Here is a 24,364-nt window from a genome sequence, read left to right on the forward strand (position 1 = left end):
GCTAGCCGATCGAGGCCCCCACCGCCGAGGCGGAAGCGCTCAGATCGCGTCGACGACCACCGGGGCGGTGATCAGGCCGACGTTGTGCGCCCGCAACTGCCAGCCACGGACGTCCTGCGGACGCCCGACAGCCGGCGCCCGGTCGTCGTGCCGTAGCTCGCTCCAGTGGCAGTTGGCCAGGGAACCGATGGTGCGCAGCACGCCGGCGTCCCAGCCGAGCAGGTGACCGATGCCCTGGCGGGAACCGCCGCCGTGGGTGGCGATCACCACGGTGCCGCCCGGTGCCGCGTCGGCTGCGTCCCGCAGCGCGGCGCCGACCCGCTCGCCGAGGTCGTGCAGGGGCTCCAGATCCGCGCCCGGATCGGGGTCGCCGGCCCGCCAACGGGCGTACTCCTCGGGGAAGCGCTCGGCGACCTCCGTGAGGTGCAGACCCTGCCACTGGCCGAAGTGCCGCTCGCGCAGCCGGGCGTCGGTGCGTACCGGAAGCCCCGTCAGCGCGGCGAGCGCGGCGGCGGTCTCCGCGGCGCGGCTCAGGTCGCTGGCCACAATGGCGTCGGGCCGCAGCGCCGCGAGCAGCGGTGCGGCGGCGCGGGCCTGGTCGCGCCCCAGCTCGTTGAGGGGTACGTCGGTCTGCCCCTGGACGCGGTTGGCGGCGTTCCAGTCGGTGTTGCCATGCCGCCAGACGATCAGTCGGGTCATTCGGCGGCGGCGGACCCGCTGGCGTCGGCCTCGACCAGGTCGCGGTCGAGGAACGGGATGGTGGGGCAGTCCTTCCAGAGGCGGTCGAGCCCGTAGAACTCGCGCTCCTCGGTGTGCTGGACGTGCACCACGATGTCGACGTAGTCGAGCAGCACCCAGCGACCACCACGCTCACCCTCGCGCCGGACCGGCTTGGCCTTCTCCGGGAGCTCCAGCAGGCTCTCCTCGATGGCGTCGACGATGGCCAGCACCTGACGCTCGTTGGGGGCAGCGGCAAGCACGAACGCGTCGGTGATGGCGAGCTGGTCGCCGACGTCGATGATCGCGATGTCCTGCGCCTTCTTGTCGGCGGCGGCCTGGGCGGCCGCGATAGCCAGCTCGTGAGCGCGTTCGGAAACTGTCACCGTTCTCCTTCGATCAAGCGTGCGGTCCTCCAAGCGTCTCATACCCGGCGACACCCCGGCCGTGCAGTTCCGGTCGGTTGAACGCACAAATCGCCCCATATCGGGCGCGGTCAGCGTTGATAGAGGCTCCGCTTGGCGATGTACTGCACCACACCGTCGGGCACCAAATACCAGACTGGCTCGCCCCGGGCGACCCGCGCACGGCAGTCGGTCGACGAGATGGACATCGCGGGCACCTGGATCAGGCTGACGGTGTCCGCCGGAAGGTGCTTGTCGGTCAGCGGGAAGCCGGGCCGGGTCACGCCGACGAAGTGGGCCAGCTCGAAGATCTCGTCCAGATCCTTCCACGACAGGATGCGTTGCAGGGCGTCCGCGCCGGTGATGAAGAACAGCTGCACCTTGGGGCCGTACTCAGCCTGGAGGTCGCGCAGGGTGTCGACGGTGTAGGTCGGCCCACTGCGGTCGATGTCGACCCGGCTGACCTGGAAGCGGGGGTTGGAGGCCGTGGCGATCACCGTCATCAGGTAGCGGTCCTCGGCCGGGCTGACCGGCTCGTCGGCCTTCTGCCACGGCTGCCCGGTGGGGACGAACACCACCTCGTCCAGGCCGAACCGGTCGGCCACTTCGCTGGCCGCGACGAGGTGCCCGTGGTGGATCGGGTCGAAGGTGCCACCCATGATCCCGATCCGCCGGATATCTTCCTCCACCCAGTGATCGTAGGCCGGGCGTCGCGGCCGACCGTCCCGGCCCGGCACCGCCGTTCGTCACCCCCTCCGGATGCGTCGTCAGCGGACCCGGCGGACGGCAGGGGTCGCGGCACCCCGCCCGTCGGCGTATATTCGTCAACGAGTAAACGTCGACGAGCGAAGGGGGTCGTCGTGCCGAAGCGGCGCAAGGTCGGCAACCTGCTGGCGCTGGCCGTGCTGTCCGCCCTGGTCCAGCGACCGATGCACCCGTACGAGATCGCCACCGCACTACGTGCCTGGGGCAAGGACCAGGACATGGAGTTCAAGTGGGGGTCCTTCTACACGGTGATCGGCAACCTGGACAAACACCACCTGATCGAGGCGGTGGAGAGTGTGCGGGAGGGCCGACGCCCGGAACGCACCGTCTACCGGATCACCGACGCGGGGCGGGCGGAGCTGGTCGACTGGGCCCGCGAGCTGGTCTCCACCCCGATGGCGGAGCAGCCCCGCTTCCGGGCCGGCTTGTCAGTGCTTGCCGCGCTGCATCCCGACGAGGCCACCGACCTGCTGCGGCAGCGGCTCGATCTGCTGGAGGCCGCGATCCGCCAGGACCGCGAGGTGCTCGACGCGCACCTGCGGGAGATACCGCGGCTGTTCCTGGTGGAGTCGGAGTACGACCTCGCCATGCGGGACGCGGAGGCGGCCTGGCTGCGGGCACTGCTCGCCGAGCTGACCTCGGGCAGCTACCCCGGGTTGGACACCTGGCGGACCTTCCACGAGACCGGCGAGATGCCGGCCGAGCTGACCGAGTTGGCCGCCAGAAGCAGCAGCCCGGAGGCCAACCCCGACAGCAGAAGCCGGAGAGCCGACACCATCGGCTGAAGAACGGCCCCGGCGAGGTGCGCCAACACCTCACCGGGGCCCTGACCCCGAACCGACGCCTGGGAAGGCACCCGGCCCGAAGCGGCAACCACGAGGATAACCGGGCTCCCTCCCAGGTCCGCGCGCCGACCACACCAGGTCCGCGCGCCGCGCATCAACGACCACACTCAGGGAGAGAGCATGACCACGGTACGAACCGCGATCGTCATCGGCGCTGGCATCGCCGGGCCGGTGACAGCGCTCGCGCTGCGCCGCGCCGGCATCACCGCAACCGTCTACGAGGCGTACCCGACCACGGCCAGCGGCATCGGCGGCACCCTCGCCCTCGCGCCCAACGGCGTGGCGGCTCTGCGCACTGTCGGCGCGCACGAGGCGGTGACGGCGATCGCCACACCGATCGATCGCAGCGCTCTGGCCGTCGGCCGGCGCCGCATCGACATGCCCACGCTGACCGGGGTGCCGCCGCTGCACGTGGTGCACCGGGCCGAGCTGTACCAGGTGCTGCACGACCAGGCATTCGCTGAGGGCGTGCCGTTCGCGTACGGCAAGCGGCTGGTCGGCGCCGAGCAGACCGACGACGGCGTGATCGCCCGCTTCGAGGACGGCAGCACCGCCACCGCCGACATCCTCGTCGGCGCGGACGGGATCCGCTCCACGGTCCGGGGTCTCATCGACCCGGCCGCGCCCGGCCCCCGGTTCACCGGGCTGCTCGGCATCGAGGCGGTCGCCCGACACGAGGTGGACGCCGCCCCGGGCACGATGACCTTCGCGTTCGGGCGACGCGGCTACTACCTGTACTGGCCGGAGCCCGGCGGCGGCACCCGGTGGGGGGCCAACCTGCCGCAGCAGCGGCCGATGAGCCTCGTCGAGGCCCGGGCGGTGCCGGCGGAGCAGTGGCTGGACACGCTGCGCGCCACCTACGGCGACGACGACCCGGGTCGGGAGCTGGTCGCGACCAGCAACGCCGACGACCTTCAGGTGGTCGGGTCGTTGCAGATCATGCCGCCGGTGCCGCACTGGCACCGGGGCCGGATGGTGCTGGTCGGCGACGCGGCGCACGCGCCATCGAACAGCTCGGGGCAGGGCGCGTCGTTGGCCATCGAGAGCGGGGTGCAGCTCGCCCGCTGCCTGCGCGACCTGCCGGACGTCCAGGCGGCGTTCGCCGCGTACGTGCGGCTGCGTCGTACCCGGGTGGAGAAGGTCGCGGCCCGGGCTGCCCGGATCAACCATGCGAAGGCTCCCGGTGCGGTCGTGCGGACGCTGATGCCGTTGCTGATGCCGCTGATGGTGCGCACGGTGCTGAACCCGGAGAAGACCGTCGCCGACGAGCAGCGCTACGTCATCGACTGGGACGCACCGGTCACGGCGGAGCCCGCCCTGCGCTGAGCGCTGGCCACCCCACGGAGGTCAGCCCACGGAGGTCAGCCCACGGAGGTCAGCCCACGGCGGTCAGCGTTCAGGACGAGGCGGCGGCCACCGCCGTCCGGGCGACCAGCGCGCGGCGCAAATCGTCGTCGGCGTCGGTGACCACCCGGCGCAGGCCGGGGGTCAGGTCGTCGCGGGCCAGCAGCGCCGCGGCCGCCTCCCGGGTCGGTTGCGTCACGGCGTAGCGGGGGAACGCCAGGGCCGCCACCCGGTCGGCCGTCCACGGGGTACGCCGACGCGCGGCGGCCGGCATGTCCGCGAAGTACCGCTCGACGTACGCGGCAGTCAGCTCGGCCTGTTCGGGTTGCCAGAAGCCCTCGGCGGTCGCCTCCAACAGCCGGTTGGACAGCTCGGTGTCCCGGGCGATGATCTCCCAGGCCGCCTGCTTCGCGACCGGGTCGGGCAGGGCGGCCCGGCAGCGGGCGGCCCGTTCCGCGCCCGTGGAGCTGTTGTCGGCCGCCACCTCGATGGCGATCTCCGCCTCCCCTGCGACGCCCAGCACCACCAGTCGGCGCAACACCGCCCAGCGCAGCTCGGCGTCGACCTTCAGACCGGCCGGCACGTCCCGCCCCGCGAGCCAGCCGACCAGCAGATCCGCGTCGGTGGTCGCGGCGATCCAGCCCCGCGCGGCGGCGAGCTGCAACGACTCCCCCGCCGGCGCGCCATCGAGCAACTGCTGGCACGTCCCGGCGACCCGGGCCAGCGCTGCGGACCGGGTGAGCGGGTCGAGGTAGCGGTCGACCAGCGACCGGCTGAGCGTCAGCACGTCCTCCGCGATGATCACCTCGGTCTCGGCGGGCAGCGCGGCCACCATCAGGTCGATCAGGCCGGTGGCCGGCCGCTCCCCGTCGGTCGCCGCGTCCAGCGCCTCGCCCCAGAGCACCGCCCGTGTGAGGGGGTCGGCCAACCCGGGCAGCACCAGCGGGACGGCCTCCGCCGACGCCGGGTCGAGGCGCACCTTGGCGAAGGTGAGGTCACCGTCGTTGAGCAGCAGCAGCCGGGGCGCCGGCGCGCCGGTCAGCTCAGTGAGCACCGTCCGGCCACCATCGGCTGTCGGGTCGATATCCACCTCGTCGCGCTGCACGGTGCCGTCCACCGAGTAGCGGCCCACGCCGATCCGGTGTGGGCGCAGCACCGGGTGCGACTCGGGCGCGGTCTGCACCACGGCCACCTCGGTGTAGCGGCCGTCGGCGTCGACGGCGACCTCGGCGCGCAACGTGTTGACCTGCGGTCGGCGCAACCACAGCTCCGCCCACCCGGACAGGTCCCGCCCGCTGGTGGCAGAAAGGCTGGTCAGCAGGTCGGCGAGGGTGGCGTTGCCGAAGCGGTGCGCGGCGAAGTGCGCGTTCAGGCCGGCGAGGAACGCCTCGTCACCGAGCCAGGCGACCAGCTGCCGCAGCACGCTGGCCCCCTTGGCGTACGAGATGCCGTCGAAGTTGAGCAGGCCCTCGTCGGTGTCGGCCACCTCCTCGGGGGCGATCGGGTGCGTGGAGGGGCGCTGGTCGGCGGCGTACCCCCAGGCCTTGCGGCGCATGGCGAAGGTGGTCCACGCCTGCTCGAAGCGGGTCGCCTCGGCGGTGACCCGGGTGCCCAGGTATTCCGCGAAGGACTCGTTCAACCACAGGTCGTCCCACCAACGCATGGTGACCAGGTCGCCGAACCACATGTGTGCCATCTCGTGCGCGATGGTGCCGGCCCGCTGCTCGCGTTGGGTGTCGGTGACCGCCGAGCGGAACACGTAGTCGTCGCGGAAGGTGACGATGCCCGGGTTTTCCATCGCGCCGGCGTTGAACTCGGGCACGAACGCCTGGTCGTACTTGCCGAACGGGTAGCGCTCGGTGAAGAGCTGGTGGAACCGGTCCAGGCACTGCCCCGTGATGGTGAAGATCTCCTCGGCGTCGGCGTCCAGGTGCTCGGCGAGCGACCGACGGCAGTAGATGCCCAGCGGCACGCCGTCGTGCTCGGCCCGCCGGACGTGGTACGGCCCGGCGATCAGCGAGAAGAAGTACGTGGCGAGCGGCGCGCTCGGGGCGAACTCCCAACGACCGGGGGCCGGATTGGCGGTCACCTCGGCGTTGCCGGAGACCGTCCACTCCTCAGGCGCGGTGACCGAGAGGATGAACGGGGCCTTGAGGTCGGGCTGGTCGAACGCGGCGAAGATGCGCTGCACGTTGTCGAGGAAGCTCACCGCGTAGAGATAGGTCTCGCCGTCGGCCGGGTCGACGAAGCGGTGCATCCCCTCCCCCGCGTTGGAGTACGCCATCTCCGCCTCGACGACCAGCGTGTTCTCCACGGCCAGATCAGTCAGCGGCAGCCGGTTGTCGGCCAGCAGGTCGGGGTCGAGGTCGCGGTCGTTGAGGCGTACACCCAGCAGTTTGGCGGGCTTGACCTCGGCGAAGGTCGCGGCGCCGGGGGTCGCCCGGAACCGGATCTCGACGCGGGAGCGGAACAGCTCCGCGCTGCCGGTCAGGTCAAGGTCCACCTGATAGGACTCGACAGTAATCGCCGCGCCACGCGCGGTCGCCTCTACACGGGTCAGGCTCGGCATCCGCTTATCCTGCCCGATGGGGATCGGCACCCGGTCACCACACGACCCTCGGCACTGGAGGAAAGAACCATGACGCAGCACCCCAAGGGCGACTTCGACCTCTCTCGGGCGGTCTGGCAGCGGGCCGAGGGGGACACCTCCGACAGTGCCGTTGAGGTCGCCTTCGTCGACGATCTGATCGGGATGCGCAACTCGGCCGAGCCGGAGGGACCGGTGCTGGTCTTCACCCAGGCCGAGTGGGACGCGTTCGTGGCCGGCGCGCAGGACGGCGAGTTTGACCTGGACTGATCGTGCCCTCCGGCTCGCCGGTGTCCGTTGCCGTGCCGGTGCCCGTTGTCGGGACACCAGCACGGCAACGCGGGCGCAACCGCCAGAGCTGCGCCCGGCCGGCTGGCGGTCAACCATGACCGGGGCCGTCGCCGTCGCCCCAGCCGAGGCCACCGGGACCCGGGGCGTGGTGGAAGCCGGGGTGGTCGGCCACATCGACGCAGCGCTCGCCGTCCGGGCCGACCGCCCCGCAGAACAGCCGCTCGGCCCGGTGCCAGGCGTCGGCCGGCGACAGGGCCGCCGCGCCGAGCGCCACCTCCGGGCGGAGCAGGTTCAGCGCCTCCGCGTACCCCACTGCCAGCTCGCGGGCGTCGGCCGCGTCGGGCGCGGTGAAGCCCAGGTGCACGGTGAAGAACCGGTGCGGCCGGGTGGGCCGCCCTGGCGGCCCGATCAGTGACCGCGCGTCGCGGTCTCCTCCCAGCGCGCCGACGGCTCGCCGTTGCCGCCAGAACGGTGATCTGTTGTCGCGCATCCGCCCTCCCCGTGGTTGCCCCACCAGCAGCAAACCAGGTTCCGCCGCCCCTGGGAGGGGCCAGCCGGCGCGAGGATTCAGCGGCGGTGCCGGGGGTATCCGCAGCGGCCGGCGGTGACCGCCCGCACCTGCGCGGGCCGCGAGCTGTCGCGATTGCAGCGCCATGGGGTGGGGTCAGGGGTTGACCTGGTGCCGGGCCTGCTGGGCCTGGCCCTTGACGTCCTGCGCCGCCGACTTCGTGTCGTCCCTGACGGCGTGCACGGCGTCCTGAGCGGTGGACTTCACCGACTCGGTGGCGTGCTGAACCGGCTCGCGCAGCTCGTCCTTGAGCTCGCTGGCCACCTCGCCCAGCTTCTCCTTCACCGCACCGCTGTGCTCGCTGACCCGCTCCTTGAGCTCGGTCGCGGCCTGCTGCTCACGGCGGGAGGCCGGGATCAGCGACGAGGCCAGCCAGCCCACGCCGAACGCGATCAGACCGGCGGCGAGAGGATTGCCCTGGGACTTCTGCCGGATCACCCGCGGCGCGCTGTGGGCGGCGTCGCTGACGCTGGAGGCCGCCGACGAGGCGCGGTCGCCCACCGAGTGGGCGGCCTGGCCGGTGCCGTGGCCGAGGTCGGACGCGGTTCCCATGACCTTGTCCCTCACATTCTGCAGAGCGGAACGGGCCCGCTGCTTACGGTCGTCGACGACGCGGCTGGGGCTGACCTTGTACGCCAACGCGTCCACATCAGAGCTGAGGCTGTTACGGGTGGCTTCGATCTCCCGGCGGATCTGATCGGGATCGGTCCTCATCGGGTGACTCCCTCCGGGTGCGGCTTGAGCGCGTCGGGGATCCGCTGCACGCTCTCGTTGGTCTGCCTGAGCCCGCGTACGTGCTGGGCGTTCTTCTTGGCCATGGAGTAGAGGACCTCGGCGACCACGGCCCAGATCACGGCCACGATCAGCGCGGCCAGGCCGGAGTCCATGACGTTGTCCAGGAACTGCCACACGGCGATGGACACGAACAGCGCCACCATGTAGCCGCCGAAGCCGGCGCCGCCGAAGAGCCCGGCGGCCTTACCGGCCTTCTTGCCCTCCTGGCGGATCTCGGCCTTGGCCAGCTCGACCTCCTGACGCATCAGCGTCGACAGGTCACTGGTCACCTGGCCCATCAGCGCACCGATGGAGCTGCCCTTGACCTCCGCCGCGGTGTGCGGTGCACCCGCGGTGGGGTGGTGATCGGAGTCCAGGCCGGACCCCTGCGTCGGCATGCTCATGCCGTCGCCTCCCTTCGGATGACTCGATGGCTCACGGGCGGGTGCTGCCACTGGACGGCACGCCCGGCAACGGGTCGGTCTGGTTCACCGGCGGGAGCGGCTGCCCGGTGCCGGAGTGCTCCGGGTAGTCGCCCCGGATGGGGTCGGCGTAGCCACCGGGCGCCGGCTCGGTGTGCGTGCCGGGGGTCGGGTCCAGGTAGCCGCCCGGTCCGACGGCGTCCGGCACCGTGCGGGGCACCGGCGGCGTCGGGATCACGGCCGTCCGCTCCGGGTCGTACGCGCCAGCGCCCCGGTAGGCCGAGGATCCGTTGCCGGAGTCGTCGCCAGCGGCGGAGATGCTCCGGGTCAGCCGGCCAGCCAGCACGCCGAGAACCGCCGCGCCGACCAGGAAGGTGCCCGGGTTGCGCCGCGCGTAGTCGCGTACCTCGGTGAGCAGGTCGCCGGGCTCGCGCTCCTCAAGCCAGCCAGCGACGCCGTGCACCCGGTCGGCGGCTTGGCGGGCCAGCTCGCTCACCGGACCGGCCTGGCCACCCTGCTCGGCCATCGAGCGCATCTCGTCGGCCAGCGAACGCAGCCCACCGGCGGCCCGGCGCTGCTGCTCACCGGTCTGGCTGGCGAGCTGGGTGCGGGCCTCGCCGTACAGGTTGCGGGCCTGCCGGGCTGCCTCACGGCCGACCTCGGTGCCCTGCTCCTTGGCGGTCTGGGCGACCGCACCGCCAGCCTGTGCGGCCTCGGATCCGACCTGACGGGCCTGGTCGCGAACGCCACCGCCGTTGGTCGACTCCTGCCCGTACGTGGAAGACGTAGATGAAAGATCGTAAGACATGGGGTTCCCTTCCGCTCAGAAAGTCGTCGCGGTTGTGCTGGGGGGATGCGGTTGCGCTGCCGCAGCCGCTGACCATTCACCTACCCTGCGTTTTGGCTTCCATACCTCTTCGTGCATTTCTCTGCGCGGCCGGCCGGATGAACTTCAAAATGGAGGATCGTCGGGCTGCGTCACGTCGCCGCTGCGGACAGTGAGGTTCGCGAGGGCTGGCAGATCCACGGAGGGGGCAGCGATGGCACGAGGCGCGCGAGGTGGCCGACCGTCCGGCCCGCGACCCCGGGTCCAGTTGGTCGCGTTGGTCGTGGCCGGGGCCTTCCTGCTGATCGGTGTCCTCGGCTTCATTCCCGGCATCACCACCGACTACGGCGAGCTGAGGTTCGCCGGGCATCACTCGGGCGCCCGGCTGCTCGGGCTGTTCCAGGTGTCGATCCTGCACAACGCGGTGCACCTGCTGTTCGGGCTGGCTGGCCTGGTGCTGTCCCGCAGCGTCGCCGGCGCCCGGCTCTTCCTGGCCGGCGGCGGCGCGATCTACCTCGCCCTCTGGCTGTACGGCCTGGCGATCGAGGCCATCGACCCGGAGGGCCGGGCGAACATCCTGCCGGTCAACGACGCCGACAACTGGCTGCACCTGGCGCTCGGCTTCGGGATGATCGCGCTCGGGCTGCTGCTGTCGAACCAGGTGGGCACCGGCGGGCGCCTGGACAATCCCGCCGACCGGCGCTGACCTGGCGGTTCGTCGGTTTGGCGGCCACGCCGAGTTGGGTATGAGGTGTGATCCACGAAGGAGGACGAGATGCCTCGTTGGCTACGCCACAACGCGCTGGCCGTCGCCATGTTCAGCACGTTCCTGGTCTTCCTGGTGCTGCAGAGCGTCTTCGGCTGGCAGACACACAACGAGGAACTGACCGAGTTCGGTGCCGCGCCGCTGAGCTGGCCGGCGTACCTGACCACCGGGCACTTCGCCGAGGCGGTCTTCGAGAACTGGGAGTCGGAATTCCTCCAGATGGGCGGGTACGTGCTGCTCACCGCGTACCTGGTGCAGCGGGGTTCGGCCGAGTCGAAGCCGTTGGACGAGACCGACCGGCCGGAGGACGACGAGCGCCGGGCCACCCCGCAGTCGCCCTGGCCGGTGCGCGCCGGTGGCCTGCCGCTGGCCATCTTCCGCAACAGCCTCTCCATCGCGCTGCTGCTGATCTTCGCCGGCTCGTTCGTCGGCCACCTGCTCGGCGGCACCGCCGCGTACAACCACGAGCAGGCATTGCAGAGCGGGGCACCGCCGATCGGGGTGTGGGACTTCCTCGGTACCAGCGACTTCTGGTTCCAGTCCATGCAGAACTGGCAGAGCGAGTTCCTGGCGGTCGGCGCGCTGGTCCTGCTGAGCATCGTCCTGCGCCAGCACGCCTCACCGGAGTCGAAGCCGGTCACCGTCTCGCACGCCAGCACCGGCGTTTGAGCGTCGGCAGCGCCGGGTGCGGCGCGGCCGTCAGGCCGCGACCGGCAGCCGCTTGGCGAAACACACGCTGTACGGGTTGCCCACGTACTCGCCGTAGACCGGAATCCGGCCGTAGCCACACGACGTGTACAGCGCGATCGCGGCCGGCAGGTAGGTGCCGGTCTCCAGGCAGACCATCGAGTGTCCCTGCCCGAACGCACACTCCTCCAGCGCGGCCAGCAGCTGACGGGCGATCCCCCGCCCCCGGTACGCCGGCCGGACGTACATCCGCTTGACCTCGCCGGTCTCGGCATCGATCGACTGGAGCCCACCGCAGGCGACCGCCCGACCGTTCACCACCACCGCCAGGTAGCGGACGTCGTCATGGGGGACGAAGACCTGCCCATCCAACCCGCCATCGGCCTCGCGCAGCTCACGCTGCTGCGCGATGAGAAGGGCGGCGATCTCTGGATCGATGGCAGGCCGCGACTCGATCAGCATCACCCCACGCTAGGACGGGTGGATTTCGCGGAGGTTTCCGGAAATCAACCCGATCACGGAGCGCAACGGACTACTCGGCGTCGTCCTCGTCGTCGAACTCGTCGAACTCGTCGGGGTCGTCGGACGCGTCCGCACCCACCTCGTCCGCCGAACGCACCCGGCGGGCCTTCCGGGCAGCGAGCCGGTCCGCCGCAGAGGCCCGGTTCGACTTCTCCTCCAAGCGGACGTCGGTGCCCCGGTTGCCGGGTACGAAGTCCGCGCCGGCGTAGAGCGTCGGCTGCCAGTCGAACTCGCGTACACCGATCCGGACCAGGTCACCGGGCTGCGCGCCGGCCTTGGCCAGCTTGTCCTCCACCCCGAGCCGGGCCAGCCGGTCGGCCAGGTAGCCGACCGCCTCGTCGTTGTCGAAGTTGGTCTGCTTGACCCAGCGCTCCGGCCGGACACCGCGAACGGTGAACGAGCCGTCCGCCTCGGCCGTGATGGTGAAGCCGGCGTCGTCCACGGCCACCGGACGGATCACGATCCGGGCCGGCTCGGCGGGCGGCGCGGCCTTGCGCTCGGCCTCGACCAACTCGGCCATCGCGTAGGTCAGCTCCTTGAGCCCTTCCCGGGTGGCCGCGGAGACCTCGAACACCCGGTAGCCGCGCTCCTCCAGGTCGGGGCGCACGATCTCGGCGAGGTCCCGGCCGTCCGGCACGTCGACCTTGTTCACGGCCACCAGCCGGGGCCGCTCGGAGAGCCCGGCGCCGTACTCGGCGAGCTCGGCCTCGATCGTCTCGATGTCGGCGACCGGGTCACGGCCGGGCTCCAGGGTCGCGGAGTCGATGACGTGCACCAGCACGGCGCAGCGCTCGATGTGCCGCAGGAACTCCAGGCCCAGCCCCTTGCCGGTGGCCGCCCCGGGGATCAGGCCCGGCACGTCGGCGACGGTGAAGGTGTGGTTGTCCATCCGCACCACGCCGAGGTTGGGCACCAGGGTGGTGAACGGGTAGTCCGCGATCTTCGGCTTCGCGGCGGAGATCACCGAGATCAGCGACGACTTGCCGGCCGAGGGGAAACCCACCAGGCCCACGTCGGCGACGCTCTTCAGCTCCAGCACCACATCCAGTTGGTCGCCGGGCTCACCCAACTCGGCGAAGCCGGGCGCCTTGCGCTTGGCGTTGGCCAGCGAGGCGTTGCCCCGCCCGCCGCGCCCGCCGCGGGCCACCTCGAAGGTGGTGCCGTCGCCGACCAGGTCGGCCAGCACCGTGCCGTCGACGGTCTGCACCACGGTGCCGTTGGGCACCTTGAGCACCAGGTCGTGACCTTTGGCCCCGTCCCGGTTCGACCCCGCGCCACCCTTGCCGTTGTCGGCCTTGATGTGCGGGCGGAAGTGGAAGTCGAGCAGCGTGGTCACCTGCGGGTCGACCACCAGGGTCACGCTGCCGCCGTGCCCACCGTTGCCGCCGTCCGGTCCACCGAAGGGCTTGAACTTCTCGCGGTGGATCGAGACACAACCGTGCCCGCCATCGCCGGACTGCAGATGCAGAACGACCCGGTCAACGAACGTTGCCACGGCGTCAATCCTTCCAGCGAGGTCCGACCCCGCACTTCGAAAAAAACTAAGCGGGCCGGGACCCGGAGGTCCGCGGCCCGCTTAGCCCGAGAGCTACTGCTGCGGAACGATGCTGACGGTCTTGCGACCGCGCTTGGTGCCGAACAGGACCGCACCGGCGGACAGCGCGAACAGCGTGTCGTCGCCGCCACGGCCGACCAGGTCACCGGGGTGGAACTTGGTGCCACGCTGCCGGATGATGATCTCACCGGCGCTGACAACCTGACCACCGAAGCGCTTCACGCCGAGTCGCTGGGCCGCGGAGTCACGACCGTTACGCGAGCTGGACGCACCCTTTTTGTGAGCCATTGGAGGACGACCTACTTCCCGCTCGAGATGCCGGTCACCTTGACCTGGGTCAACGGCTGGCGGTGACCCTGGCGCTTGTGGTAGCCAGTCTTGTTCTTGAACTTGTGGATCCGGATCTTCGGGCCCTTGGTGTGCGCGGCGATTTCGCCGGACACCGCGACCTCGGCAAGCTTTGCCGCGTCGGTCACCAGGTCGTCACCGTCGACGAGGAGCACCGCGGTGAGCTTCACCGCGTCACCGGGGGCACCGGTGAGCTTCTCGACCTCGATCACGTCGCCCTCGGCGACCTTGTACTGCTTGCCGCCGGTCTTGACGATCGCGTACATCGGAGGCGGACTCCCTGTCGTTGAGGCTGCTGGCGGTCGTCCCCGCAGCGGCTCGCCGGGTAGCAGTGCACGGCGGCGCGGGCACACGGGAACTCGGCACACCAAAAGTGCGCCGCAGGCAAGAGTACGCCATTGCTGGCCCGGACCTCAAACCGGCCCGCCCTGATCAGCGCCCGCAGAGCTGGTCGAGGCGCTGCTGGAGCCGGTCGAGCTCGGTCTCGTCGATCGACTCGACGTCGGCACCGAGCGCGGACACCTCGGTGCCGAGGTCGGTGAGCAGGGTCTTGAGCTGCGGATCGGTGGCCCGCTCCGACTGCTCCCGCAGCCTGGTCCGCCAGCCGGCCAGCGCCGCCTCGGCCCGCCCACGGGCAGCCTCGGCCGCGCTGCTGTCCCCGGCGCCCACCGCTGCGATCATCTGGCCCAGCTCCGCCACATACGTCCGGACGGCAGTGGTGCTGGCCTGCTGGGCGTCGGTGCACACCTGCGTGGCGTCGCCGCCCGCCACACCACCACTGGCCGGCATACCGCTCGGCCCGGAGGACATGTCACCGGCCGCCGGGCCGGAGCCCCCGGTGGTCACGCCGGTCGGACCCGGACCAACACCCTCGGGCCGGTCGGTGGAGCAGCCGGCCAGGCCGGCGAGCACGGTGACCAGCGCGGTGACGGCGAGCAGACGACGCATCTTCTTCTCCTGATCCGGGACGGCCGATCCTGGACCGGGTGGCCGGAACGACGAGGTCCCTCCCCCGTCACTTTTGCCGGGGAAGGGACCTCGTCAAACACTTGGCCGGTCAGGCGGTCAGGGGCGCGTCCGCCTACGGGTGCCGCCCCGGCGGGAACGGCGACGGCCGGCGCCACCCTCGGTGGCCTCTTCGTCGCCGTCACCGTCGGCGAGCGCGTCCGGATCGTCCGCCGCGGCCAGCCGAGCCGACTCTCCCTGCTGACTGTCGGAGATCGCCGGCGCGGCGGCGGTGTCCGACTCGTAGCGGGACAGGTCGTAACCCATGGTGTCCTGGTAGTCGGCGTCCGGTTCGACGCTGGTGTCGGTGTCGGTGTCGACAACCTCGACCACGGTCCGCTCGGCCGGGGCGTTCTTGCGCGCCCGGCGGCGCGACGACGCGGTGCCCTGCTGCTCGGCGGCCGGAGCGGCGGCCACCGACGAGGCGACCGCCTTGACCTTCTCCCCCACACCGGCAGGGCGCGGCTTCTCCGACACCGGCTCGGTGTGCATGATGACGCCCCGGCCCTTGCAGCACTCGCAGGTCTCGCTGAACGCCTCCAGCAGGCCCGCACCGATCCGCTTACGGGTCATCTGCACCAGCCCGAGCGAGGTGATCTCGGTGACCTGGTGCTTGGTGCGGTCCCGGCCCAGGCACTCGGTGAGGCGGCGCAGCACCAGGTCACGGTTCGACTCCAGCACCATGTCGATGAAGTCGATCACCACGATGCCGCCGATGTCGCGTAGCCGGAGCTGACGGACGATCTCCTCCGCCGCCTCCAGGTTGTTGCGGGTGACGGTCTCCTCAAGGTTGCCCCCGGAGCCGGTGTACTTGCCGGTGTTGACGTCGACGACCGTCATCGCCTCGGTACGGTCGATCACCAACGAGCCACCCGAGGGCAGGAAGACCTTGCGGTCCAGGCCCTTGATGATCTGCTCGTCGATCCGGTATTCCGCGAAGACGTCGCTCGTGCCGACGTGCCGGCGCACCCGGTCGACCAGATCCGGGGAGACGTGCGACAGGTACGACTCGACTATGTCGTACGACTGCTCGCCCTCGATCACCAGCTCGCGGAAGTCCTCGTTGAACAGGTCCCGGACCACCCGGATGACCAGGTCGGGCTCCCCGTAGAGCAGCACCGGAGAGCCGCCCTCGGCGGCCTTGGCCTGGATGTCCTCCCACTGCGCCTGGAGACGCTTGACGTCGCGGGCCAACTCGTCCTCGGTGGCACCCTCGGCAGCCGTACGGACGATCACGCCCGCGCCATCCGGGACCAGCTTCTTGAGCACGTCCCGCAGCCGCTTGCGCTCGTTGTCCGGCAGCTTCCGGCTGATCCCGGAGGCGTTGCCGTTGGGCACGTAGACCAGGTGCCGGCCGGAGAGCGCGATGTGGCTGGTCAGCCGAGCGCCCTTGTGCCCGATCGGGTCCTTGGTGACCTGGACCAGCACCGAGTCGCCGGAGCGCAGCGCCTGCTCGATCGAGCGGGCCCGCCCTTCCAGGCCGGAGGTGTCCCAGTTGACCTCACCGGCGTACAGCACCGCGTTGCGGCCCCGGCCGACGTCGACGAACGCCGCCTCCATGCTCGGCAGCACGTTCTGCACCTTGCCCAGGTACACGTTGCCGGCCATCGTGCCGGAGGAGTTGCGGGTGACGTAGTGCTCGACCAGCACGCCGTCCTCCAGGACGGCGATCTGGGTGCGGTCACCGCGCTGGCGGACCGCCATCACGCGGTCGACCGCCTCCCGGCGTGCCAGGAACTCCGACTCGCTGAGGATCGGCGGCCGGGTACGCCGCTGCTCCCGGCCGTCCCGGCGACGCTGGCGCTTGGCCTCCAGCCGGGTCGAGCCGGACACGCCCTGCACCTCGTCGACGGTCCGACGCGGCTCGCGGATCTTCACCACGGTCGGTATGCCGTCGTCGACGGCACTCTCCGTGTCGCCGACGCCTCGGCGACGACGACGACGGCGACGACGGGTCAGGCCGTCTCCGCCCTCGACCTCCTCGTCCTCGTCACCCTCGGCCTCGACCTCGACGATCTCTTCCTCATCGGCCTGCGCCGCCTCGTCGGACTCCTCGTCCTCGGCGTCGTCGGCCCCGCCCTTGCCCCGGCCCCGGCCCCGGCGACCACGCCGGCGGCGGCGACGCGCGGCGGCGCTGTCCTCGTCGTCCTCATCCGCCTCGGTGACCTCGTCGGCCTCCTCGGTCGGCTCTTCTTCAGCCTCGATCGCCTCGATCGGCTCCACCGGCTCGACCTCGCGGCGACCACGCCGCCGGCGGCGGGACGGCTCGGCGGCTTCCTCGACGACCGGCTCCTCGGCCACCGGCGCGGGCTCCACCGGTCGGGTCACCGGTCGGGTCACCGGAACGGCGTCCGGCTGGGGCGCCATGAACAGCACGGTGGGCGCGGAGAGCGCGGCACGCCGTCGACGGGTACGCGGCTGCTCCGGCTCGACCTCGGCCGGCTCGTTCGGCTCATCGGTCACACCGGAAATGGCCACACCCGGTGACACCTCACCGCGCGGGCCACTGGTCCAGGCCGGCTCGGCAGCGGTCGCGCTCGGGTTGGCCGCCGTGTCGTTCAACTCGGCCTCGGCCTCGCGCAGGTCGGACTCCGCCGGCTCGTCGTCGACGACCGGCTCCACCGGCTCCTCGACCGCGGACGCCTCTTCGGTGGCGGGCGGCTCCTCGGTGGCGGGCGGCTCCTCGACGGCAGCGGGGGTGGCCTTCTTGCGCCGGGTACGGGTCACCTTGACCGGCGGAACCACCTCGGCCGAGGCCGCCTCCGCGGCGTCCGCGACAAGCGGTTCCTCGGCGGCCGTCTCGACGGCGGTGGCCTTGCGACGGCGCCGTGGGGTCTTCGGGGCGACGTCCAGGTCGCCGGAGACCGGGGCGAAGACCTCCGCCTGCGGCGACTCGGCACTGCCGGCCGCGCCGGTGGGCGCCTCGATCGGCGCGTCGGTCTGCTCGGGCTTGTTGAGCGGGGCGGCTCGACGCCGGGTCGCCCGGGTGCGCCGCACGGGGGCGGCGGGCTCGGCGCCCTCCGTGCCGGCAGCGCTTTCCGCGCCGGCTGGTTCCACCGAGGCCGAACCAACGGCCGTGGTGGGGGGGGCGACGGCTGCGCCGTCGGCCGTGGCGCTCTGGTCGGCGGTCTCGCTGGCCGGCTGTGAACCGGTCCGCTCGCCGCCCTCGGGCTCGTTCTCGAGCATGGGCGTTCTCCAGTTCTGGCTAGCCCGGGCGCGGGTGAGCGCTGCCACGCAGGGTCGCCGCAAAAGTGTTTCCGCCGGGCGCGCGTGGTGCGCGACCGCCGAAGTCTGCCTGCCAGAACACCGACCGTCGGTCAGTGCCCAACGATGGCTGCCCCGTCGCGGTCCGCATCCAACGGATCCACGATCGCACCCTGCGCGGTCAACGTGCCCTGAGCCAGCCGGGTCACCCTCGGCGAAACCGGCGGCTCCAGGCCGGCCACCACGCGGAGGCCGGAAAGGACGTCATCGGGCCGTACGGACGGGGTGACCTGCCGCACGACCAGTTTGAGTATCGCACACGGTACGGCCGGTGCCCCGGAAGGCGTCGGCGTTGGCGCGAGGACATCGATGGACACCACCGCCGCGCGGGCGTCGAACGTGCGTCGGCCCTGCTTGGTCATCCGCTCGACCAGCACCTCCTCGGCAGCGACGAACGCGTCCACCGCGGCGCGCAGCACCGCCGTGTCGACCTCGGGCAACTCGATGTGCCAGAGCGACGCCTCGATCCGGTCCGGGAGGTTGCCCCCCTCGGCGATCACGGCGTCCAAGACGTCCAGTCCCGGCGAGAGCGCGGCGTCCAAGGCGGCGCGCAGCGCCTCCGGGTCGACCGCCGCCTGGAGGCCGATCTCCAGGTACTCCGCCTCACTTGCCACTCCGGTGGGCGCGGCGCTGGCGTAGGAGATCTTCGGGTGCGGGTGGAAGCCCTGGGAGAAGGCGATCGGCACAGCGGCCCGGCGTAGCGCGCGCTCGAACGCCCGGGCGAAGTCCCGGTGCGAGGTGAACCGCAGCGGCCCGCGCTTGGCGTACCGGATGCGGACGCGCTGGACGACCGGTGCCTGGCCGCCCTCGGGTTGAGGCTTTTTGGCGATCGTGGGCTCCTCGGGTGGACCTGCGTGTCCGCCCATCCTGACGCAGGGCTCGTGACGGTACGCGACCGGGGGCGGTCGAATCGCCCCGGCAGACCGGTTCAAATCGGTCGGCAGGGTCGTGACCACCCGCCGGAAAGGGCCGATGGCCGGCCGGTGACGCGGAGGTCACCGGCCGGCCACCACGATCAGGACCGGTTACCGCTCCCTAGGCGAGGCGGGCGGCACCCCGCCAGGCGGGCCGTACCCCTGCGGCGGGGCGTACCCGGAGGGCGGGTCGTAACCGGGCGGTGGCGGGTAGCCGGGCGGCGGGGCGTAACCCGCGCCCGGCGACGGGTACGCGCCGGGGGACATCTGGTCGAGCAGTTCGTCCGGTGCGTCAGCCGCCAGGGCCGCCTCACGCCGGTACCGACGTCGGTTCCAGACGAGGAACACCGCCAGCCCCAGCAGCAGCACCAGCACCACGGCGACACCGATGACCACCACCATGACCTGCTGGTCGCTGGGGCCACCGCGGTCGCCGTGCTGGGTGACGTCGAACTCCTCGTCCACACCCCCGGTGCGAGCGGGGCCCGGGTCGGTCGCCGCGACCGGATCGAGCAGCGGGTTGGCGGTGACCGGCGGTACGTCCGCGGTCAGCGCGGCCACCGGGTCGATCACACCGAAGCCGTACTGCGGGTCTCGCCCGGATGGCCCAGCATCCCGGGAGGTCCGGATGATCCGGTTGATCACGTTGGGCGCGTCGAGGTCCGGGTATTTTGCCCGGATCAACGCGGCGAGACCGGAGACGATCGCGGTGGAGTCGGAGGTTCCGTCGCCCCAGCCGTAACCCCGCTCGTTGGCGACGTTGTAGATGCCGTCGCCCGGAGCGGCGACCACCGCCTCCGGCCCCTGGACGGAGCCGGACCAGAACGTGCCGCCTCGGGTCGTCCCGGTCACCGCGATCACACCCGGGGTGTTGGCAGGGTTGTCCACAACCTTGCTGCCCTTGGCGGTGTTGCCGGCCGCGGCGACCACCACGACGTCATGGTCCAACGCGTACTTGATCGCGCTCTCCTCCCCAGGATTGACCAGACCCGGGCCACCAAAGGACATGTTGATCACCTTGGCGCCGCCGTCGACGGCCATCCGGATGCCGAGGGCCACCGCCGCGTCACTGTTGGTCCCGGTGCCCTTGCGCAACTTGATGGGCAGGATCTTCGCGCCGGGAGCAACGCCGTCCACACCGTCGCGGCTGGCGTTCGTCGCCGCGATGATGCCGGCCATGTGCGTGCCGTGCCCGTCCTCGTCGGCCCGGCCGTCTCCGGAGGCGCCGTAGCTGCGGCCACCGGGCAGCACCTGACCCCGCAGGTCCGGATGGGTGGCCTCGACGCCACTGTCGAGCACGCCCACGACAACGCCCTGCCCAGTCGAGATCTTGTGGGCCTGGTCGATCCGGAGTTCGTCGAGATACCACTGCTCGGCCCGCCGGGGCGCGGCGGCCGCCGGTTGGGCGGTCCCCACCACCAGGAACCCCGCCAGCAGGCAGGCAACTAACGGCCGGAGCGTTCCGACGTTCACCCTCATCCGTCCGTCCTCATCGAAGGATGCCCGGGGACGCCCCGTCACCGGGGCCCCACGGATCGTCGTCCTCAGTCAACCACGACGAGTGCTCGGAGCCGGTGCTGCCGCCCTGCCCGGCACCGCCCGCGCCGCCCATGCCGCCGCCCATCATCCCAGCGCCGCCGACACCGGCACCGCCACGCGCGCCGCCCGCCAATCCGGCACCACCGCCCGCGGCGGTGCGCAACGCGTTCGCCGCGCTCGTCATCGGCGGCATTTTTCCGTTGCCGCCGCCCACCATGCCGGGGATGCCACCCACGCCGATCCCGGCGCCTGCGCCTGCGCCTGCGCCCAGGCCACCGCCGGCGCCGATTCCCCCGGCCGCGCCAACACCGGGGCCGCCCCCGAAACCACCGCCGGCGCCACCGAGACCGGCGCTACCGACTCCGCCGCCGCCGATGCCACCGCCCAAGCCACCGACGCCGCTCGGGCTGGCGCCAGCCAGCCCGCTGGTGTAGCCGTCGTCGCCATCCGGGTAGCCGGGGTACCCCGAACCGGTCGGTGGGGTCGTGAGCTGGCCGGAGCCGCCGGGCGGTGACCCATCGCCAAACTGGCTGGAGGAGGGCGGGGAGAACGGGCCGACGGTGGATGACGTGGGACCGCCCGTGTCGCCGATGCTCGGTGGCCTGCTGCCGATCGTGGGGCCACCACCGATGTCGGGCTTCCCGTCGAATCCCCCGCCACCACCAATGTCGGGCCGCCCCGAAGGCGGAATCCGGGGGTCGCGACGAATGTTGTCCGTGTCGCTACTTCCATCCGGCGCGACCACGGTCAGCTTGGGGCGCTCGCTATACACCGCCTGGGGCAGCGGCGCCATCGCCGTGTTCGCGGCCTGCTGGTTGTCCCGGTACCAGTTGTCCAGGTGGGCCTTGGTGTCCCACCAGCCGCCCCGCTTGTGGTCGCTGGCCTGGCCGTCGACCTTCATGGTCGCTTCCAGGTCGTCGGCCTTGTCACGGAACGCGCCGTCGGCGTACGAAGCGGGGTTGCTCTGGTAGTCCTGGCGCAGCGCGGCGAGGAACCCCGACGAGCTCTCGCCGTCACGGGCATCGTCGAGCTCGGTGCCGTTGGGCAGGCTCCACTCGTTGAAGCCGAAGTCGTCCATCAGCGGGATCGGGATCGTGGAGACCGACTTGCGGATGTCGCCCTCGATCCGCGTCAACGCCCCGCTGACGTTGCTCGCGTCGGTGATCAGATCCTCGATCTGCTTGCCGATCTTGCCCAGGTGCTCGCGGTACGCGTCACCACCGCTGCCCTTCCAACCGGCGAGCATCCCGGGCAGACCGCCGACGTGCGGGCGGTCCTGACCCGTCGCGATTGGACCGACGAACGATCGGCCGACGAGCGCGTCGCGCAACTGCTGCAGGCCGGAGGAGAGATTGCCCCACCCCATCCCGACCGATCCGACCGTCTCCGGGTCTGCGGAGAGCGTCACCTCGCGGACGCACCGCTCCCAGGTTCCTTCAGCCATGACGTCCCCCTCAGGCCGTGTACGGGTAGGTGGGCGCGCCGCCGGCAGTGGGCGGCGGAGCCGCCGACTCCAGCAGTCGCTCGATCTCCTTGCCGTTGGCGGCGTTACGCGCCTCGGCGTCGCGGAACGCCTTGGCGATCTCCTCGGTGCCCTCCTTCAGAGCGGCGAGCTTCTGCGAGAGCGTCGTGAGGTGCGCCTCCATGTTGACCGTGGACCCTTCCAGGGCCCGCCACTGCATGCGGGCGTCCTCGTACGCACCGAAGGGGGTGCCGGTCGGGACGGCCTGGGCGTTGTTGCTGTCGCCCTTCATCCGCTCCTTGATGCGCTCCATCTCATAGCTGAGGGTGTCCTCGACGTACTGCTTCAGCCGCTCGACGTACGCCGCGGCGGCGTCCAGGTCCTCGACGCTGACGTGCAGATCGCCGATGTTCGGCGGCGGGATGTCACCCATGCGCTTCCTCCCCCGTTCCCGACCCGCCGGGTCGGTCCATGTCAGACGCAGCGTATCGAGTCTGACCTAGTCGGGGCAGCCCCAGCCACCACCAGGCGGTACAGATAGCTGTCGATCTCGGGGAAGGTCGCTGCGACGGCGGTAGCGCGCGGCGAAGCCCGAACAGCGCCAACGGGTCCGCGAGACGCGGACCCGTTGGGCGACATGTCGGATGTGGAGGGTGGTGGTGCACCACCCGGCGCTGCCCGAAGGCGAGCGGTCAGGCGGAGGGTTTCGCCGCCGGAACCTTCATGCCGTTGCCGCCCAGCGGGGTGAGCGGCAGCAGCTTCTTGCCGGTGGGGCCGATCTGGATCTCGGTGTCCATCGATGGGCAGACGCCGCAGTCGAAGCAGGGCGTCCACCGGCAGTCGTCCTGCTCGAACTCGGTGACCGAGTCCTGCCAGTCCTGCCAGAGCCAGTCCTTGTCCAGGCCCGAGTCGAGGTGGTCCCACGGCAGGACTTCCAGCTCGTCGCGCTGACGGGTGGTGTACCAGTCGAGGTCCACCCCGAACGCGGGCAGCGTCTCGGCCGCCGCATCCACCCAGCGCTGGTACGAGAAGTGCTCGCTCCACCCGTCGAACCGGCCGCCGTTCTCCCATACCTTCCGGATCACCGAACCGACCCGGCGGTCACCCCGGGAGAGCAGCCCTTCGATCAGCGACGGCTCGCCATCGTGGTAGCGGTAGCCAATGGCCCGGCCCAGCGAACGGTCCGAGTTGATCGCCTGCTTGAGGATCCTGAGTCGGTGGTCGATGACCTCCGGACGCTCCATGGCGGCCCACTGGAACGGGGTGTGCGGCTTCGGCACGAACCCGCCGATGGAGACCGTGCAGCGGATGTCCTTGGAGCCGGTGGCGGCCCGACCGGCCTTGATCACCTCGTGCGCCATGTCGGCGATCTCGAGGACGTCCTCGTCGGTCTCGGTGGGCAGGCCGCACATGAAGTAGAGCTTCACCTGCCGCCAGCCGTTGCTGTACGCGGTGACGACGGTGCGGATCAGGTCTTCCTTCGACACCATCTTGTTGATGACCTTGCGGATCCGTTCCGACCCGCCCTCCGGGGCGAAGGTCAGGCCGGTGCGCCGCCCGTTACGGGACAGCTCCTGCGCGAGGTCGATGTTGAAGGCGTCCACCCGGGTCGACGGCAGCGACAGCGAAACGTTGGTGCCCTCGTACTGCTGGGCGAGGCCCGAGCACATGTCACCGATCTCGGAGTGGTCCGCCGAGGAGAGTGACAGCAGGCCCACCTCGGAGAAGCCGGAGAACTCCAGGCCCTCGCGGACCATCTGCCCGACCGTGGTGATCGACCGCTCCCGCACCGGACGGGTGATCATGCCGGCCTGGCAGAACCGACAACCCCGGGTGCAGCCCCGGAAAATCTCCACCGCGTACCGCTCGTGGACCGTCTCGGCGAGCGGGACGAGAGGCTTCTTCGGGTACGGCCAGGCGTCCAGGTCCATGGTCGTGCGCTTGTGCACCCGGAACGGCACGTCCGCCCGGTTCGGCACGACCCGTTGGATCCGCCCGTCCGGCAGGTAGTCGACGTCGTAGAACCGCGGCACGTAGACGCTCTCGGTGCGGGCCAGCCGCAGCAGCAGCTCGTCGCGGCCGCCCGGGGAGCCCTCGGCCTTCCACTCCCGGACGATCGCGGTGATCTCCAGGACCGCTTCCTCGCCGTCGCCGAGCACCGCGGCGTCGATGAAGTCGGCGATCGGCTCCGGGTTGAACGCGGCGTGCCCGCCGGCCACGATCACCGGGTCGGCGTCGGTGCGGTCGGCGGCCAGCATCGGGATGCCGGCCAGATCGATCGCGGTGAGCATGTTGGTGTAGCCCAGCTCGGTGGAGAAGGAGATGCCGAACACGTCGAAGTTACGCACCGCCCGGTGCGCGTCGACGGTGAACTGAGGCACACCGTGCGTGCGCATCAGGCTCTCCAGGTCCGGCCAGACCGCGTACGTCCGTTCGGCGAGGGTGTCGGGCAGCTCGTTGAGCACCTCGTAGAGGATCTGCACGCCCTGGTTGGGCAGGCCCACCTCGTACGCGTCGGGATACATCAGCGCCCAGCGCACGGTCGCCGCGTCCCAATCCTTGGTCACCGCGCCCAGCTCGCCACCGACGTACTGGATGGGCTTGGAGACCTGGGGCAGCAGCGGCTCAAGCTGGGACCAGACTGACGGCTCCAGGTCGCGGCGCGGCGTCAGACGCGCCGAGTCGGAGTCGTCGCCAGAGTTGGTCGCGGCCGCGCGCGGCGTCGTGGACGTGGCACTCATGATGCCCAAGGGTACGCG

Annotated in this window: 24 protein-coding genes; 5 read left to right on the forward strand and 19 right to left on the reverse strand. The window is 71.3% G+C overall.

Annotated features, from left to right (window positions below; genetic code table 11):
• Positions 1 to 39: 39 nt before the first annotated feature.
• From OG811_RS04025 to nadD, 3 genes are all read right to left on the reverse strand, one after another.
• Positions 40 to 699: a histidine phosphatase family protein gene (locus OG811_RS04025; protein ID WP_406072224.1), complete on the reverse strand. Its 660-nt coding sequence runs from the start codon at positions 697 to 699 to the stop codon at positions 40 to 42.
• Entirely contained in the window at positions 696 to 1,103 is a 408-nt protein-coding gene (gene rsfS / locus OG811_RS04030; RefSeq protein ID WP_406072225.1) for a ribosome silencing factor, read from the reverse strand. Before rsfS ends, OG811_RS04025 begins: the two co-directional genes overlap by 4 nt.
• A 110-nt stretch (positions 1,104 to 1,213) precedes the next feature.
• Positions 1,214 to 1,810, reverse strand: coding sequence for a nicotinate-nucleotide adenylyltransferase (nadD, locus tag OG811_RS04035; protein ID WP_124817466.1), 597 nt, complete (start codon positions 1,808 to 1,810; stop codon positions 1,214 to 1,216).
• A 171-nt stretch (positions 1,811 to 1,981) separates the two neighbouring features.
• Between nadD and OG811_RS04040 the strand changes: the two genes are divergently transcribed.
• Together OG811_RS04040 and OG811_RS04045 are read left to right on the forward strand one after the other, a co-directional pair.
• Positions 1,982 to 2,671 carry a PadR family transcriptional regulator gene (locus OG811_RS04040; RefSeq protein ID WP_406072227.1) on the forward strand — a complete coding sequence of 230 codons (690 nt, stop codon included), beginning with the start codon at positions 1,982 to 1,984 and terminating at the stop codon, positions 2,669 to 2,671.
• A 180-nt stretch (positions 2,672 to 2,851) separates the two neighbouring features.
• The gene (locus OG811_RS04045; RefSeq protein WP_406072228.1) at positions 2,852 to 4,057 is read left to right on the forward strand and encodes an FAD-dependent oxidoreductase; all 1,206 of its coding nucleotides are present in this window, start codon (positions 2,852 to 2,854) and stop codon (positions 4,055 to 4,057) included.
• Positions 4,058 to 4,127: 70 nt separating this feature from the next.
• On the opposite strand, the gene pepN is transcribed toward OG811_RS04045, so the two are convergent.
• Positions 4,128 to 6,644, reverse strand: a complete 2,517-nt coding sequence (pepN, locus tag OG811_RS04050) for an aminopeptidase N (RefSeq protein WP_406072230.1) — start codon at positions 6,642 to 6,644, stop codon at positions 4,128 to 4,130.
• Between the two features lie 69 nt (positions 6,645 to 6,713).
• Here pepN and OG811_RS04055 point away from each other — a divergent pair, with 69 nt between their 5' ends.
• On the forward strand, positions 6,714 to 6,932 hold the full coding sequence (locus tag OG811_RS04055; protein ID WP_406072232.1) for a DUF397 domain-containing protein: 219 nt from the start codon (positions 6,714 to 6,716) through the stop codon (positions 6,930 to 6,932).
• A gap of 109 nt (positions 6,933 to 7,041) precedes the next feature.
• On the opposite strand, the gene OG811_RS04060 is transcribed toward OG811_RS04055, so the two are convergent.
• From OG811_RS04060 to OG811_RS04075, 4 genes are all read right to left on the reverse strand, one after another.
• Entirely contained in the window at positions 7,042 to 7,443 is a 402-nt protein-coding gene (locus OG811_RS04060; protein ID WP_406072233.1) for a hypothetical protein, read from the reverse strand.
• Between the two features lie 174 nt (positions 7,444 to 7,617).
• On the reverse strand, positions 7,618 to 8,235 hold the full coding sequence (locus tag OG811_RS04065; protein ID WP_406072235.1) for a DUF3618 domain-containing protein: 618 nt from the start codon (positions 8,233 to 8,235) through the stop codon (positions 7,618 to 7,620).
• A complete protein-coding gene (locus OG811_RS04070) occupies positions 8,232 to 8,699 on the reverse strand; it encodes a phage holin family protein (protein WP_406072236.1) in 468 nt (155 codons plus the stop codon). The genes OG811_RS04065 and OG811_RS04070 overlap by 4 nt, the downstream gene beginning before the upstream one ends.
• Before the next feature lie 31 nt (positions 8,700 to 8,730).
• On the reverse strand, positions 8,731 to 9,525 hold the full coding sequence (locus tag OG811_RS04075; RefSeq protein WP_406072238.1) for a hypothetical protein: 795 nt from the start codon (positions 9,523 to 9,525) through the stop codon (positions 8,731 to 8,733).
• Positions 9,526 to 9,757: 232 nt separating this feature from the next.
• Between OG811_RS04075 and OG811_RS04080 the strand changes: the two genes are divergently transcribed.
• Together OG811_RS04080 and OG811_RS04085 are read left to right on the forward strand one after the other, a co-directional pair.
• Positions 9,758 to 10,249 (forward strand): DUF4383 domain-containing protein, encoded by a 492-nt coding sequence (locus OG811_RS04080; RefSeq protein ID WP_406072240.1) that lies wholly within the window; start codon positions 9,758 to 9,760, stop codon positions 10,247 to 10,249.
• A gap of 69 nt (positions 10,250 to 10,318) precedes the next feature.
• On the forward strand, positions 10,319 to 10,978 hold the full coding sequence (locus OG811_RS04085) for a DUF6766 family protein (protein WP_406072242.1): 660 nt from the start codon (positions 10,319 to 10,321) through the stop codon (positions 10,976 to 10,978).
• Between the two features lie 30 nt (positions 10,979 to 11,008).
• On the opposite strand, the gene OG811_RS04090 is transcribed toward OG811_RS04085, so the two are convergent.
• From OG811_RS04090 to OG811_RS04140, 11 genes are all read right to left on the reverse strand, one after another.
• Positions 11,009 to 11,458 carry a GNAT family N-acetyltransferase gene (locus OG811_RS04090; protein ID WP_406072244.1) on the reverse strand — a complete coding sequence of 150 codons (450 nt, stop codon included), beginning with the start codon at positions 11,456 to 11,458 and terminating at the stop codon, positions 11,009 to 11,011.
• Between the two features lie 70 nt (positions 11,459 to 11,528).
• Positions 11,529 to 13,013 (reverse strand): GTPase ObgE, encoded by a 1,485-nt coding sequence (gene obgE / locus OG811_RS04095; RefSeq protein ID WP_406072246.1) that lies wholly within the window; start codon positions 13,011 to 13,013, stop codon positions 11,529 to 11,531.
• A gap of 93 nt (positions 13,014 to 13,106) precedes the next feature.
• Positions 13,107 to 13,361 carry a 50S ribosomal protein L27 gene (gene rpmA, locus OG811_RS04100; RefSeq protein WP_007464062.1) on the reverse strand — a complete coding sequence of 85 codons (255 nt, stop codon included), beginning with the start codon at positions 13,359 to 13,361 and terminating at the stop codon, positions 13,107 to 13,109.
• Positions 13,362 to 13,372: 11 nt separating this feature from the next.
• On the reverse strand, positions 13,373 to 13,687 hold the full coding sequence (gene rplU, locus OG811_RS04105; protein ID WP_007464063.1) for a 50S ribosomal protein L21: 315 nt from the start codon (positions 13,685 to 13,687) through the stop codon (positions 13,373 to 13,375).
• 166 nt (positions 13,688 to 13,853) lie between these two features.
• Positions 13,854 to 14,369 (reverse strand): hypothetical protein, encoded by a 516-nt coding sequence (locus OG811_RS04110; protein WP_406072248.1) that lies wholly within the window; start codon positions 14,367 to 14,369, stop codon positions 13,854 to 13,856.
• 117 nt (positions 14,370 to 14,486) lie between these two features.
• Positions 14,487 to 17,612: an Rne/Rng family ribonuclease gene (locus OG811_RS04115; RefSeq protein ID WP_406072249.1), complete on the reverse strand. Its 3,126-nt coding sequence runs from the start codon at positions 17,610 to 17,612 to the stop codon at positions 14,487 to 14,489.
• Positions 17,613 to 17,743: 131 nt separating this feature from the next.
• Positions 17,744 to 18,556 (reverse strand): TIGR03936 family radical SAM-associated protein, encoded by an 813-nt coding sequence (locus OG811_RS04120; RefSeq protein ID WP_406072251.1) that lies wholly within the window; start codon positions 18,554 to 18,556, stop codon positions 17,744 to 17,746.
• 159 nt (positions 18,557 to 18,715) lie between these two features.
• Positions 18,716 to 20,083: a type VII secretion-associated serine protease mycosin gene (mycP, locus tag OG811_RS04125; RefSeq protein ID WP_406072252.1), complete on the reverse strand. Its 1,368-nt coding sequence runs from the start codon at positions 20,081 to 20,083 to the stop codon at positions 18,716 to 18,718.
• A gap of 10 nt (positions 20,084 to 20,093) precedes the next feature.
• Positions 20,094 to 21,587 carry a hypothetical protein gene (locus OG811_RS04130; RefSeq protein WP_406072254.1) on the reverse strand — a complete coding sequence of 498 codons (1,494 nt, stop codon included), beginning with the start codon at positions 21,585 to 21,587 and terminating at the stop codon, positions 20,094 to 20,096.
• A gap of 10 nt (positions 21,588 to 21,597) precedes the next feature.
• The gene (locus OG811_RS04135; RefSeq protein WP_406072256.1) at positions 21,598 to 22,038 is read right to left on the reverse strand and encodes a hypothetical protein; all 441 of its coding nucleotides are present in this window, start codon (positions 22,036 to 22,038) and stop codon (positions 21,598 to 21,600) included.
• 259 nt (positions 22,039 to 22,297) lie between these two features.
• On the reverse strand, positions 22,298 to 24,346 hold the full coding sequence (locus OG811_RS04140) for a TIGR03960 family B12-binding radical SAM protein (protein ID WP_406072257.1): 2,049 nt from the start codon (positions 24,344 to 24,346) through the stop codon (positions 22,298 to 22,300).
• Positions 24,347 to 24,364: the final 18 nt, after the last annotated feature.

It is taken from the genome of Micromonospora sp. NBC_01638 (assembly GCF_045209745.1).
GTDB lineage: Bacteria > Actinomycetota > Actinomycetes > Mycobacteriales > Micromonosporaceae > Micromonospora.

Excerpts from the sequence above, each read along its gene's own strand:
- rpmA (WP_007464062.1), bottom strand. The coding sequence starts at position 13,361 with ATGGCTCACAAAAAGGGTGCGTCCAGCTCGCGTAACGGTCGTGACTCC.
- OG811_RS04110 (WP_406072248.1), bottom strand. The coding sequence starts at position 14,369 with ATGCGTCGTCTGCTCGCCGTCACCGCGCTGGTCACCGTGCTCGCCGGC.
- pepN (WP_406072230.1), bottom strand. The coding sequence starts at position 6,644 with ATGCCGAGCCTGACCCGTGTAGAGGCGACCGCGCGTGGCGCGGCGATT.
- OG811_RS04090 (WP_406072244.1), bottom strand. The coding sequence starts at position 11,458 with ATGCTGATCGAGTCGCGGCCTGCCATCGATCCAGAGATCGCCGCCCTT.
- rplU (WP_007464063.1), bottom strand. The coding sequence starts at position 13,687 with ATGTACGCGATCGTCAAGACCGGCGGCAAGCAGTACAAGGTCGCCGAG.
- OG811_RS04115 (WP_406072249.1), bottom strand. The coding sequence starts at position 17,612 with ATGCTCGAGAACGAGCCCGAGGGCGGCGAGCGGACCGGTTCACAGCCG.
- OG811_RS04085 (WP_406072242.1), top strand. The coding sequence starts at position 10,319 with ATGCCTCGTTGGCTACGCCACAACGCGCTGGCCGTCGCCATGTTCAGC.
- OG811_RS04045 (WP_406072228.1), top strand. The coding sequence starts at position 2,852 with ATGACCACGGTACGAACCGCGATCGTCATCGGCGCTGGCATCGCCGGG.
- mycP (WP_406072252.1), bottom strand. The coding sequence starts at position 20,083 with ATGAGGGTGAACGTCGGAACGCTCCGGCCGTTAGTTGCCTGCCTGCTG.
- OG811_RS04065 (WP_406072235.1), bottom strand. The coding sequence starts at position 8,235 with ATGAGGACCGATCCCGATCAGATCCGCCGGGAGATCGAAGCCACCCGT.
- OG811_RS04075 (WP_406072238.1), bottom strand. The coding sequence starts at position 9,525 with ATGTCTTACGATCTTTCATCTACGTCTTCCACGTACGGGCAGGAGTCG.
- OG811_RS04070 (WP_406072236.1), bottom strand. The coding sequence starts at position 8,699 with ATGAGCATGCCGACGCAGGGGTCCGGCCTGGACTCCGATCACCACCCC.
- OG811_RS04060 (WP_406072233.1), bottom strand. The coding sequence starts at position 7,443 with ATGCGCGACAACAGATCACCGTTCTGGCGGCAACGGCGAGCCGTCGGC.
- OG811_RS04025 (WP_406072224.1), bottom strand. The coding sequence starts at position 699 with ATGACCCGACTGATCGTCTGGCGGCATGGCAACACCGACTGGAACGCC.
- OG811_RS04080 (WP_406072240.1), top strand. The coding sequence starts at position 9,758 with ATGGCACGAGGCGCGCGAGGTGGCCGACCGTCCGGCCCGCGACCCCGG.
- OG811_RS04135 (WP_406072256.1), bottom strand. The coding sequence starts at position 22,038 with ATGGGTGACATCCCGCCGCCGAACATCGGCGATCTGCACGTCAGCGTC.
- OG811_RS04120 (WP_406072251.1), bottom strand. The coding sequence starts at position 18,556 with ATGGGCGGACACGCAGGTCCACCCGAGGAGCCCACGATCGCCAAAAAG.
- OG811_RS04130 (WP_406072254.1), bottom strand. The coding sequence starts at position 21,587 with ATGGCTGAAGGAACCTGGGAGCGGTGCGTCCGCGAGGTGACGCTCTCC.
- OG811_RS04055 (WP_406072232.1), top strand. The coding sequence starts at position 6,714 with ATGACGCAGCACCCCAAGGGCGACTTCGACCTCTCTCGGGCGGTCTGG.
- OG811_RS04140 (WP_406072257.1), bottom strand. The coding sequence starts at position 24,346 with ATGAGTGCCACGTCCACGACGCCGCGCGCGGCCGCGACCAACTCTGGC.